The organism is Bradyrhizobium sp. LM2.9 (genome assembly GCF_054056555.1).
Window position 1 is genome coordinate 1,606,817 of record NZ_JBSRYJ010000002.1, and the last position, 12,017, is coordinate 1,618,833.

Genomic DNA, 12,017 nt, shown 5'->3' on the forward strand with positions numbered 1-12,017 from the left:
CCCTTAGAGGCTGAACCGGTTGATATCTCTACATAGTATACGAAGGCGCGCCATGCGAGCCATTGCGCGTCCCCGGAATTCGACGTAACCAGCCGCAAACCCACTGGAAATCGGGCATGACCGACCGCAAAAACGGCCTCACTTACGCCGATTCAGGCGTCGATATCGACGCGGGCAACCGCCTGGTCGACCTGATCAAGCCGATGGTGCGCGCCACCGCTCGGCCCGGCGCCGACGCCGAAATCGGCGGATTCGGCGGCCTGTTCGACCTCAAGGCGGCCGGCTTCAAGGACCCCATCCTGGTGGCCGCGACCGACGGGGTCGGCACCAAGGTCAAGATCGCGATCGAGACCGGCCTGCATGGCGGGATCGGCATCGACCTTGTCGCCATGAGCGTCAACGACCTTGTGGTGCAGGGCGCCGAGCCGCTGTTCTTCCTGGATTATTTTGCCTGCGGCAAGCTCGATCCGGAGGCGACCGCCTCGATCGTCGCCGGTGTCGCCGAAGGCTGCCGCGAATCCGGTTGCGCCCTGATCGGCGGCGAGACGGCCGAGATGCCCGGCCTCTACAAGGACGGCGATTACGATCTCGGCGGCTTTGCCGTCGGCGCCGCGGAGCGTGGCACGCTGTTGCCGCGCAAGGACATCGCCGCCGGCGATGCCGTGATCGGGCTCGCCTCGTCGGGCGTGCACTCCAACGGTTTCTCGCTGGTGCGCAAAATTGTGGAACAATCCGGCCTCGGCTTCGAGGCGCAGGCGCCGTTCTCGCCCGTCATGACGCTCGGCGGCGCGTTGCTGACGCCGACGCGGCTCTACGTCAAATCCTGCCTGCGCGCGATCCGCGAGACCGGTGCGGTGAAGGGGCTTGCCCATATCACCGGCGGCGGCTTCACGGACAACATTCCGCGCGTGCTGCCGAACCATCTCGGCGTCGGTATCGACCTGGCGCGCCTTCCGGTGCTGCCGGTGTTCAGATGGCTGGCAGCTCAAGCCGGCATCGCCGAGCTCGAAATGCTGCGGACCTTCAATTGCGGGATCGGCATGATCGCGATCGTCGAGCCGGACAAGGTGAACGAGGTCATGCAGGTCTTCACTGAGGCTGGTGAGACCGTGGCACAGCTCGGCACCGTGATCCCGGCCGAAGGCGAGCACCGCGTCGTCTATAACGGCCACCTCGACCTGGCGCTGTGATGAAGCGCCGCGTTGCCATCCTGATATCGGGGCGCGGCTCCAACATGGCCGCGCTGATCAAGGGCGCGGCTGCACCGGATTTTCCGGCGGAGATTTCCCTGGTCATCTCGAACAAGGCCGATGCGCTGGGGCTGGAAACAGCCAAAGCGCGCGGCGTGAAGACGCTGGTGATCGAAAGCAAGCCGTTCGGCAAGGACCGCGCCGGCTTCGAGAAGGTGCTGCAGGCAGCGCTCGATCAGCACGGCATCGAGCTGATCTGTCTCGGCGGCTTCATGCGCCTGTTCACGGCCGAATTCACCAAGGCCTGGTACGGGCGGATGCTGAACATCCATCCCTCGCTGCTGCCGTCGTTCCCCGGTCTCGACCCGCACGGCCAGGCCTTGCGCGCCGGCGTCAAGCTGTCTGGTGCGACGGTGCACTTCGTGATCCCCGAGACCGACGCCGGTCCCATCGTGATGCAGGGCGCGGTGCCTGTGAGCGACCACGATACCGGGGCCACGCTGTCGGAGCGCATCCTTGAGATCGAGCACCGCATCTATCCTGAGGCGCTGCGGCTGCTCGCGGCCGGCAAGATCCGGATCGAGGGCGACGTCTGCAAGACGGCGGGCGGCGGGCCGTCGGAGAATTTTTTGATTGCGCCGGTGGCGAATTGAAGCGCTGTCGCGTTTCGTCGTCATAAATAAAAACCCCCGGCGGAGCCGGGGGCAACGTCATGATCTCTCGCGCAAAATCGAGAGAAATCAGGAAACCTTGAGGTTCTCCGCGGATGCTTTGCCGCGGTTCTCCACGAGGTCGTATTCAACCGCTTGGTTTTCGTTGAGGGTGGAAAGTCCCGCACGCTCGACGGCGGAGATATGGACGAACACGTCCTTGTCGCTGCCGTTCGGCTTGATGAACCCATAGCCCTTGGTCGGGTTGAACCATTTGACGGTGCCCTTTTGCGGCATCCTCAGTCTCCTCCGCTAGATACAAAAAAGACGCGGCCGCTTTTTTCGCGTGCCACGCCACAAACGGGCTTCCGGAAGTCTGTTCGAGTCTTGAATCTCAATGTCGCGAAACGCACAGCCGAGCGCCAATTCCGATTGTGTCCGATATTGCAACATGAAAATCGCGCGTTAGCAAGCCGTGCGCGAATTTCAGGCCAGGGCCGGGCGAACAGGATTGCAATTTGCGACCTGTGGCCGTGGAACCACAATCCCGGGCAATAGCCTCGGCCATAGCGTGCCAACCCGTTGACCCTCCGTGACAGTTCGGAACAAATCGCCGCACGCGCCGCAGCTTGTGTTGCATTCCAGCGCTCCGCCACTCGCTTCGGGAAGGTCGTCATGTGCTGCACCTCGCAGCTCTCCAGGACACGGCAGACGATCGGACTGGATCGCTTCCGCCGGATTGCGACGGCGATCGCCATGGCCTGTACGTTCGTCGTGATGATGTTGGCCGCGACGCCCGGCTTGGCGCAAAGTCCGACGCCCACGCCGACCCCAACCCCATTGCCGTCACCGACTCCGGTTCCTATGCCGACCTCGACCAATTACGACCAGTCGGCCGGCAACAGCGCGCTCGATCTCGGCTCGAATTTCCTGGAGCGGCTCGGCAACCAGGCATCTGGCGGCGTCAACCGGGCGTTTCGGACCAATCAGGGCGGCGGCGGCGCGTCGACGGCCACGGAGGATCCGCGCTACCGCGCCTGGTTCGAGGGCTACGGCATCTCGGTCCGGACCGATGCACAGGGCGATTTCGTCGGCGACAAGCGCAAGACGGTTGGCGGTGTCGCGGGCTTTGGCGCGCGGCTCGCGCCGGGTGTCAATATCGGCTTCTCCGTCGACCAGAGCCACACCGACATCGACGTGCCGCTCGCGCTTCAGTCCGCGACACTGGACCTGACGCAGCTCGGCTTCAACGGCTCCGTCGACAAGGGCCCATGGACCTGGGCTTTCGCGGTGGTGCACGGTTTCGGCAAGGTCCGTTCCGGCCGGGATACCGGCCTGGGTTTTGCGACCGCGGGTTATGGCGCCGCAATCGACGGCGCGCTGACCGAGATCAGCTACTACTGGACTCAGGACCAGATGCGCATCGTGCCCAAGGGGGCGCTGGAATATGTCCGCGCCACCAGCGCCGCGTTCCAGGAGGCCGGCGGCCTCGATCCCCTCAATGTCGGCTCGACGGCGCTCTCACGCGCGCGCGTCATGATCGGGGCCGAGATCGGGCGCTACTTCATCTTCGAGCAGAAGATCCTGGACCTGTCCGCCTACGGCAAGTTCGTCGACAATTTTTATCAGAACCTGGGATCGGTGCAGGTGAGCCTCGGGACCCAGAGCATTGTCGTGCCCGGCATCGGCGAGAGCCGCTACGGCATGGATGCCGGCGCCTCGGCCTCGCTCAGCCTGACCAACACTGCGCGGCTCTACATCAATTACGACGGCAAGTTCCGCAACGAGCTGACGTCGCACCAGGGCACGCTCGGCTTCGAATATCGGTGGTGAGGCGAAGCAGCCTGCCTGCATCCGCCCAGAGCATGATCCGGAAAAGTGCGGAGCGGTTGTTTGAAAAGGTCATGCCCAAGCTTCAGGTCGGCGTTGCCGCGATATATCCCGTCAATCCAAAGCCTTCGCGCGCGGCCGTCATCATCGGCACCAGCGCGTTCGGGTGGATGAACTCGTCGCGGAAACAGGGATGCATCTTGGGATCGAAGATTTTCTTCAGCCAGTCGACCACGATCTTGTGGCGCTCGGAGGTGCGGAACTCCTTGTGATAGGTGAGCCAGAGATCGGCGTGGTGGCTGACGCCGAGATCGACGGCAACGAGCGGGGCGCCGAGCGCGATCGAGACCGTCGGCAGGAACCCGATGCCGGCGCCGCGCTCCACTGCATAGAGCACGCCGACCGACGAGTTGGTCTTGATCCCGACGATGCCCTCGAGCGACTTCAGTCCGAGCACGCGGGCGTAGGCGCCGTCATCGACCTGCGGCGCGTTCTGCTTGATGATGCGGTGGTTCTTCAGCTCGGCCAGGCCCGCCGGGACGCCGTAGAGGTTTTCGTACTCCTTGGAGACGAACGGATAGATGTGCAGACGGCCGAGCTTGGCGATGATCAGATCCGGATTGGTCGGCGGCTCGAGCTGGATCGCGATATCGGATTCGAGCCGCGCGACGTCGGCCTGCTCCATCGCGCAGCGCAGGTCGACGGTGATCTTGCGATAGGTCTTCTGGAAGTCGATCAGTCGCGGCAGGATCCAGAAATTGCCGGGGCCTTCCGTCACCGCGACGCGCACGGTGCCTGACATGTCGTTCGACGATCGCGAGGCACGCCGGAGGACGTTGAAAGCATGACGCTCCATCAGTGCCACGTCGGCGATCATGGCGCTGCCTTCGTCGCTGAGCGTGAGCCCGCTCTGGTCGCGCAGGAACAGCTTGCAGTCGATGCTCTCTTCGAGCCGGTCGATCCTGCGCATCAGGGTGGTGGAGGTGAGCCCGAGCTCCTCAGCGGCGTTGCGGAAGCTTTTATATTTTGCGCAAGCTAAAAATAATTTCAAATCGTCCCAGGACGCATCCAGGGCTTCTTCACGGTGCTGCATCATAGCAGCACCCCGGTGCAATAACTGCTGCATACTCCTGATCCCCAGCCGCTAAGCTCTTCGCGATAGCGGGGCACGAAAGCCGCGGACGATAAAGGGGTGACATGGGTATGGAAAGGGGCTCGTTTGCCGCAAGGCATGATTTCGACGCGCTGCCGCTCAGTCCGGATGTCGAGGTCCGTTGCGCCCAATTTTCCGAAATTGCCGCGCTTTCGCAGATGGCGCACCGGCTGGTGCCGGGCGTTCGGATCGGGACGGCTGAGCTTGCAAGATACTTCACCTTCGATCCCGAGAGCATCCTGACTTTCAGCCGGAAGGGCAACCTCGTCGGCGGCATGGCCTTCCTGTTTCTGAACGAACGCGGCCACGATGCGCTGCTGCTCGACGAGATCTGTCTCACCGCGCCGGAAACGCGCCATCTCGCTTCTGCGAAGGAGGACGTTTCTGCCATCTACATCTGGGCGATCGCGGCGACAGGGCGCGGCGTCGCCGGTCTCGGCAAGGCCGCGGCTCATCTAAGACAGCTAAGGTTTCGTAACGCGGATTGCTATGCGCAGCCGTCAACCGTGGCCGGACGCGACATCATGAAGGCGACCGGCTTCGAGCCTGTTCCGAGCTTCCAACCCGACCTCTGGTGCTACGAGCGCCCCTGGCATCGACAACCCATGCGCATGCCCGGCGCGGTCATCCAAGCAAGGAGTTTTGCAGATGCACGGTACTAGGATTCCTCTCGCGAAGCCCGACTCCCGCGCCATCACCATTCGCCTCGCACGCGATCTCAGCGATCTCATGCTGGTCACCTCGATCCGCTCAGCCGTCTATCTCGCCGAGCAGGATTGCCCGTTCGATGAGGAGTTCGACGGCAACGACATGGTCGCCGCGCATTTCATCGGCTATGTCGGCAACGAGCCTGCCGGCTGTCTGCGGGTGCGGTTCTTCGGCGATTTCGCCAAGGTGGAACGGCTTGCGGTGCGGCATCAATATCGGCGCTCGCGCGTCTCGTTCAAACTGGTGCAGGCGAGCGTCGACTATGTGAAGCGCAAGGGCTTTCGCAAGATCTACGGCCAGGCGCAGGACCGCCTGGTCGATTTCTGGGCCCATTTCGGCGCCAAGCCGCTCGGCCACAATCGCAAGGTCACCTTCTCCGACTTCTCCTACACGGAGATGCTGCTGGAGATCGAACCGGGTCCGGACGCGATTACGCTGGACAGCGATCCCTATGTGATCATCCGTCCCGAGGGCGATTGGGACCGGCCGGGCGTGCTCGACGCCTCGGCTGGACGAGCCGTGACGTCGCCGCTGCGGGACGTCGCGCTCGCTGGCCGTTGAACCAGTGCAGCTGCGCGCAAGATCATGCTGGCTTCCATCACCGACGATCCGCCAATCCTGGTCTCCGCGGATCTCCAGGTCGAATATCTGACCCCTGGACGTCGCCACGTTATCCTCGACGGCGAGGTTGCGACGGCGCGCTGCCTGGAACTGCTGACGGTGTGGCGCGGCAATCTCTGGCCGGTGATGCATTTGAAGCGCATCGCTCAGGCAGCCTGGTTCAATCCGGCATCCAGGCTGACCGATTGGATCGTGGACGCGAAGCCGCGGCCGGGAGAAATGACGTTCGAGCACCCGCTGCCGTCGGCCTACAGTTCGTCGCGGTTCGTGGACTACATGTCCAATATCCGCAATGTGCGTTGCGTGCTCGCAGGCTTTTCCCTGGACGAAACCATCCTGGCCACCGCTGTCGACGGGTTTCACCGCAGCCATCGCTACCAGGTGGCCGCCGATGCGGTGGCCTGCCGGCAGCCGGGAACTGGCGACGCCGCCACCTACAAGCATGCGGTAGTGAATGTGATCGGAAATTTTGCTACAATCCAGTCCAGCGCCGAACTGATCAGAGCCAGCGGCGCCGTTGCGGTGTAGGCGGCCGCGATCGGCGGATGGAGTGGGACATTGTCACGGGGAGATCAGCTCAAGGAGCTGGCAAGCGACCTGTCGCATGCCGCCGAGGCGGCGCGCCGTCTTGGTCTGTCCACGACGGTGTATCTGCTCTCGATGGCGCTGATGGAAGTGCGGGAAGCCACTGCCGCCGATGGCGATCGGAATGACGACGGCGCGGCGTGAGAGCTGCCCCGTGCAGCTGCCCGATGTGCGGCTTTGTGCAACGCTGCTGAGCGCTTGCCGCCGACGAATTGGCGTTGCAAGTTTTGCGTTGCCGCAATAGCCAAGTAACTGGATCATCGGGTGATGACCCTGGCCGCGCCGGCGACGTGACGCTTTCAAGGATTCTCGCAAATGTCCATGCTGCCCAATTCGCAAGAGGCCCGGGATGTGGCCTACCAGCTTCATTCCTACACCAACGCGCGCGCCCATCAGCAGGCCGGTCCCCTTGTGATCGAACGCGGCGAGGGTCCTTACGTGTTCGACGCGTCGGGCAAGCGCTATTTCGAGGCGATGGCAGGCCTGTGGAGCGTCGGGCTCGGCTTCAACGAGAGGCGGCTGGTCGAGGCCGCGCACAAGCAGATGCTGGCGCTGCCGTTCTACCATACGTTCTCCGCCAAATCGCACGGGCCCTCGATCGATCTCGCCGAGAAGCTGGTGGCGCTAGCGCCGGTGCCCATGAGCAAGGTGTTCTTCACCAATTCCGGCTCGGAGGCGAACGACACTGTCCTGAAGCTGATCGCCTACCGCTCCAACGCGCTTGGCCAGCCACAGCGCAAGAAGGTGATAAGCCGGATGCGCGCCTATCACGGCGTCACCATCGCGTCCGCCAGCCTGACCGGGCTGCCGAACAACCACCGCTCATTCGACCTGCCGCTGCCAAACATCCTGCACACGGGCTCGCCGCATTTCTACAAGGACGGCGCGCCCGGCGAGAGCGAGGAAGCCTTCGCGACACGGCGGGCCGAGGAGCTCGATGCGCTGATCCAGAAGGAAGGCCCGGACACGATCGCGGCCTTCTTCGGCGAGCCGGTGATGGGGGCGGGCGGCGTCATCGTGCCGCCGGCGACCTATTGGGACAAGATCCAGAAGGTTTTGAACAAGTACGACATCCTGCTGGTCGCCGACGAGGTGATCTGCGGTTTTGGCCGCACCGGCAAGATGTTCGGCTGCGAGACCTATGGCATCAAGCCTGACGCGATCGTGGTCTCCAAGCAGATCACCTCGAGCTATTTCCCGCTGTCGGCGATTCTGCTGAACGAGCGCATGTTCGAGCCGATCGCGGACGAGAGCAACAAGATCGGCGTGCTCGGCCACGGCTTTACCGCGGGCGGTCATCCGGTCGGCTCGGCGATTGCGCTGGAGAATCTGAAGATCATCGAGGAGCGCGGCCTGGTCGCCCATGCCGCCGAGCTCGGCGGCTACATGCAAGCCAAGCTGCGTGAACTCGCCAGCCATCCGCTGGTCGGCGAGGTCCGCGGCGTCGGCATGATCGCTGCGATCGAATTGGTACTGGATAAGGGGCGCAAGACCGCAGCGGCGACGCCCGGCGCCGTTGGCGGCATGGCCAGCCGCATGCTGCAAGAGCGCGGCGTCATTTCGCGTAACATGCTGGACGCCATCGCCATCTGCCCGCCGCTGATCGTCACCAAGGCCCAGATCGACGAGCTGATCGCGGCGATCTCAGGCGTGCTGGATGACATGAAGCCGGAAGTGGCGAAACTGACGCCGGCGTAGGCTCTCGCTTCGCACGGCGTTCGGTCTGACACCGTCACCCCCGCGCAACGGCGAAGCCGTTGTCGCTGGAGGTGCTCGCCCCTTTGGCGAGCCTCGAAGGGCGACGGCCCGACTGCGGCAGCGGGGCCGTGCATCCTTCGAGGCTCCCCGTGCGATGCTTCGCACCGCGCGCCTCGCACCTCAGGATGACGGTGCAATACTGTTTTCGCGTTCGCAGTTAGCGACTTGCCTATTCCGCCCGCTGAACCCCCGATCACGCGGCCTTTCTCGACCGCCAGCGCCAGCTCGCCGCGCTTCAGTTTCAGTGCGGCTTCGCCGAACAGTTCGCGGCGCCAGCCGCGTAGCGCCGGCACGTCGGCCTCGTCGCTGGCCGCGATCTCCTCGAGATCGTCGACGGTCGCAATCACCTTGCTGGCGACCGCATGGCGCTCCGCGGTCATCCGCAGCAGCACCTTCAATAGCTCCACGATCGCGGCGCCATTGTTATTGTTGCGCGGCTTCTCCAGCTTCGGCAGCGTGGCGGGATCCCGCGCCAGCCCGCGCTCGACCGCGGCGACGATGTCCGCGCCCCATTTTGATTTCTCGAAACCCTTCGGCACGGAGCGCAAGTTTGCGAGCTTTTCGATCGTGTTCGGCGCGTGGGTCGCGATGTCGCTGACGGCCTCGTCGCGCAGCACGCGGCCGCGCGGCACGTCGCGGCTCTGCGCCTCCTGCTCGCGCCAGGCGGCGACCTCCATCAGGACCGCAAGGTCCTTGGGCTTGCGCACCCGCGTCTTGAGCCGTTCCCAGGCGCGTTCGGGGTGGAAGTCGTAGGTCTTCGGCGAGGTCAGGACCTCCATCTCGATGGAGACCCACTCGCTGCGGCGGCGCTTCTTCAGATCGGCATCGAGCGCGGCGAACACGTCACGCAGATGCGTGACGTCGGACACGGCGTAATGCATCTGCTCCTTGGTCAGCGGCCGGCGCGACCAGTCGGTAAAGCGGTGGGTCTTGTCGGGCCGGTGGCCGGCGACCTTCTCGACCAGCGCGTCGTAGGCGATGCTGTCGCCGTAGCCGAGCACCATGGCCGCGACCTGGGTGTCGAACACCGGGTGCGGAATGATGTTGGCCTGGTGCCAGATGATCTCGATGTCCTGGCGGGCGGCGTGGAACACCTTCAGCACGCCCTCGTTGGCCATCAGCTCGAAGAACGGCTTGAGGTCGATGCCCTCGGCCAGGGTGTCGATGACGATCGCTTCCTCGGCGCTGGCCATCTGCACCACGCACAGCAGCGGGTAATAGGTGGTCTCGCGCAGGAACTCGGTATCGACTGTTATGACGGGGTGCTTGGCCAGCCGGCTGCAGGCAGCCGCAAGGTCAGCGGTGGTGGTAATCAAATCCATGAACGGCCCATGACAAGTCCATCAGCCGTTCTGCCGAAAGCGCTGTGATGTCAAGGGGCTCTAAGCGAATTCGAGCCTTGCATTTGGGCCGGAATCGCATTTTCCGACGATAATCCTATTCGTAGCGGACCCGCCGCGAGGGTTTTCGGGCGCAAGGCAGTGCCACCACGACCACGCACATGGCGACCAGCGCCAGTCCCAGGAACTCGAAAACCAACAGATCCATGGCAAAACCCCTCGGAAACATTGCTAAACTTGTCCGGGGCGAATTGAGGGTCTGTTAATTCTCGTGGTTACCGGCGGCGGGCCGGGCCGGATGGTGGACGCGGGGTTAACGGGATTTGAGGCCCACGATCACGTCACGACCGCGGCGGCATCGGCGATCGGCTCGAGATCGTCGAGCCTCAGCCTGCCTGAAGGCATGATCTCGCGTAGAGGCCGGTCTGTTTGGAAACAGCCACGGCCGGACACGCCCCCGCATCATAGGTTACGCCTTCGGCTAATCTGATCCACCCTACGAATTGAACGTCCTCACGTCCCGCAGAACGTCTGCAACACCCGTTGGTCCGGCAGCGGCGGATCGGCGTAGGCCGCGTACTCGGGCTGGTCCTCGTAGGGCTTGGCCAGCACCTTCACCAATTCCTCGAACGGCGCGTAGTCATCATTCACCGCCGCCTGGATCACGGCTTCGACGCGGTGGTTGCGGGGAATGAACATCGGGTTGACGGCGTGCATGGCGGCTTGCCGCTCGGTTGCAGACTGCGGCTCCAGAGCCGTGCGCTCGTGCCAGCGCCTGGCCCACTCGTCGAAGGCTGTGGGGTCCGTGAACTGTGCGCGCGCGGCATCCGCAACGAGACTGCCTGCGGCGTCGCCCAGCTTGCGGAAGGTGAGGGTGAAATCAGCCTGGTTCTTCGCCATCGCATCCAGCAGGTCCTGGATCAGCGCCTCGTCGCCGTCGCGCTCGGTGAATAGCCCGATCTTCCGGCGCAGGCCTGCCTGATAGGCTTTGCTGAAGGTGTCCGGAAATGCGCCAAGGATCTCCTGCGCCTGCTCGATCGCCTTTTCCTGCTCTTCACCAAACAGCGGCAACAGGCATTCGGCCAGTCGGGTCAGATTCCACAACGCGATGCGCGGCTGGTTGGCATAGGCATAGCGGCCCATCTCGTCGATCGAGGAAAACACCTGCGCGGGATTATAGGCGTCCATGAAGGCGCACGGACCGTAATCGATGGTCTCGCCGGAGACGGAGCTGTTGTCGGTGTTCATCACGCCGTGGATGAAGCCGACCAGCAGCCAGCGCGCGACGAGGTCGGCCTGGCGCGCGACGACACCGGCGAGCAGCGCGTGGTAGGGCCTATCGACGCCAAGCAGCTCCGGATAGTGCCTGGCGAGGACGTGGTCGGCGAGCTGGCGGATCGCGTCGGTATCGCGGCGGACGGCAAAGAACTGGAAGGTGCCGACGCGGATGTGGCTCGAGGCCACGCGGGTCAGCACCGCGCCGGGCAGCGCGGTCTCGCGAATGACGTGCTCGCCGGTGACGACGGCGGCGAGCGAGCGGGTGGTCGGAATGCCCAGCGCGAACATCGCCTCGCTGACGATGTATTCGCGCAGCACCGGCCCGAGCGCGGCGCGGCCATCGCCGCGGCGGGAAAACGGGGTGGGGCCCGAGCCCTTGAGCTGGATGTCGCGGCGGATGCCGTCTTTGTCGATGACCTCGCCGAGCAGGACCGCCCGGCCGTCGCCGAGCTGTGGGACGAATTGCCCGAACTGGTGGCCGGCATAGGCCATGGCGATGGGATCGGCGCCTGCGGGAACCGTCTTGCCGGCCAGGATCTCGGCGCCCTCCGGCGTCTCCAAGACATCAGGGTCGAGTCCGAGCTGGAGCGCCAGCGGCCGGTTCAGCTTGATCAGCCGGGGCGCTGCCACCGGCGTCGGTGCGACCCGGGCGAAGAAGCTGTCCGGCAGCGTCGAATAGGAGTTCTGGAAGGGGAAATGAACCGTCATGGCCTCAAGATAGGCGTGGAACGCCTGATGGCAAAGGCTTGAGCCCAGATTGGCCAGAAATGGGCACTTCCAGCCGAAAACAGGGCGTTCCCTTGGTTGCCGCCTTGGGCCTCGTCGGGTAAACCCTGCCGCAACTTTGGACCGGCCGTTTTCGGCAGGTCCGATTCGATCCTCCGACATTGATTTTGGGACGACC

General features: G+C 64.1%; 11 protein-coding genes and 2 pseudogenes. 8 read left to right on the top strand and 5 right to left on the bottom strand.

Annotation, left to right across the window (positions count from 1 at the left end; all coding sequences use genetic code 11):
- The first annotated feature begins 116 nt into the window (after positions 1-116).
- Together purM and purN are read left to right on the top strand one after the other, a co-directional pair.
- Positions 117-1,190 (top strand): phosphoribosylformylglycinamidine cyclo-ligase, encoded by a 1,074-nt coding sequence (gene purM / locus ACVWW3_RS08980; RefSeq protein ID WP_456650286.1) that lies wholly within the window; start codon positions 117-119, stop codon positions 1,188-1,190.
- A complete protein-coding gene (gene purN, locus ACVWW3_RS08985; protein WP_456650285.1) occupies positions 1,190-1,843 on the top strand; it encodes a phosphoribosylglycinamide formyltransferase in 654 nt (217 codons plus the stop codon). Before purM ends, purN begins: the two co-directional genes overlap by 1 nt.
- Positions 1,844-1,930: 87 nt before the next feature.
- Here the strand turns inward: purN and ACVWW3_RS08990 are convergent, their stop codons facing one another.
- Positions 1,931-2,137 (bottom strand): cold-shock protein, encoded by a 207-nt coding sequence (locus ACVWW3_RS08990; RefSeq protein WP_148752975.1) that lies wholly within the window; start codon positions 2,135-2,137, stop codon positions 1,931-1,933.
- Positions 2,138-2,515: 378 nt separating this feature from the next.
- On the opposite strand from ACVWW3_RS08990, the gene ACVWW3_RS08995 reads away from it, so the two are divergent.
- The gene (locus tag ACVWW3_RS08995) at positions 2,516-3,673 is read left to right on the top strand and encodes an autotransporter outer membrane beta-barrel domain-containing protein (protein ID WP_456650284.1); all 1,158 of its coding nucleotides are present in this window, start codon (positions 2,516-2,518) and stop codon (positions 3,671-3,673) included.
- 82 nt (positions 3,674-3,755) lie between these two features.
- Here the strand turns inward: ACVWW3_RS08995 and ACVWW3_RS09000 are convergent, their stop codons facing one another.
- On the bottom strand, positions 3,756-4,796 hold the full coding sequence (locus ACVWW3_RS09000) for a LysR family transcriptional regulator (protein ID WP_456650283.1): 1,041 nt from the start codon (positions 4,794-4,796) through the stop codon (positions 3,756-3,758).
- Between the two features lie 71 nt (positions 4,797-4,867).
- Between ACVWW3_RS09000 and ACVWW3_RS09005 the strand changes: the two genes are divergently transcribed.
- The 5 genes from ACVWW3_RS09005 (at position 4,868) to ACVWW3_RS09025 (ending at position 8,435) form a co-directional block, all read left to right on the top strand.
- Positions 4,868-5,485, top strand: coding sequence for a hypothetical protein (locus ACVWW3_RS09005; protein WP_456650282.1), 618 nt, complete (start codon positions 4,868-4,870; stop codon positions 5,483-5,485).
- Complete coding sequence (locus ACVWW3_RS09010) at positions 5,472-6,092, top strand: GNAT family N-acetyltransferase (RefSeq protein ID WP_247443457.1); 621 nt, start codon at positions 5,472-5,474, stop codon at positions 6,090-6,092. Before ACVWW3_RS09005 ends, ACVWW3_RS09010 begins: the two co-directional genes overlap by 14 nt.
- A 24-nt stretch (positions 6,093-6,116) precedes the next feature.
- Positions 6,117-6,680, top strand: coding sequence for an isochorismatase family protein (locus tag ACVWW3_RS09015; RefSeq protein WP_456650281.1), 564 nt, complete (start codon positions 6,117-6,119; stop codon positions 6,678-6,680).
- Positions 6,681-6,710: 30 nt separating this feature from the next.
- The gene (locus ACVWW3_RS09020; RefSeq protein WP_456650280.1) at positions 6,711-6,881 is read left to right on the top strand and encodes a hypothetical protein; all 171 of its coding nucleotides are present in this window, start codon (positions 6,711-6,713) and stop codon (positions 6,879-6,881) included.
- A 171-nt stretch (positions 6,882-7,052) separates the two neighbouring features.
- Positions 7,053-8,435, top strand: coding sequence for an aspartate aminotransferase family protein (locus ACVWW3_RS09025; RefSeq protein ID WP_456650279.1), 1,383 nt, complete (start codon positions 7,053-7,055; stop codon positions 8,433-8,435).
- Between the two features lie 229 nt (positions 8,436-8,664).
- Here ACVWW3_RS09025 and rnd read toward each other — a convergent pair.
- The 3 genes and pseudogenes from rnd to ACVWW3_RS09040 all read right to left on the bottom strand — a co-directional run bounded on the left by rnd (position 8,665) and on the right by ACVWW3_RS09040 (position 11,821).
- Positions 8,665-9,817, bottom strand: a pseudogene (rnd, locus tag ACVWW3_RS09030) (ribonuclease D).
- Positions 9,818-10,183: 366 nt separating this feature from the next.
- Positions 10,184-10,292 (bottom strand): annotated as a pseudogene (locus ACVWW3_RS09035) (LysR family transcriptional regulator); the annotation flags it as partial.
- 56 nt (positions 10,293-10,348) lie between these two features.
- Complete coding sequence (locus tag ACVWW3_RS09040) at positions 10,349-11,821, bottom strand: protein adenylyltransferase SelO (RefSeq protein WP_456650278.1); 1,473 nt, start codon at positions 11,819-11,821, stop codon at positions 10,349-10,351.
- Positions 11,822-12,017: the final 196 nt, after the last annotated feature.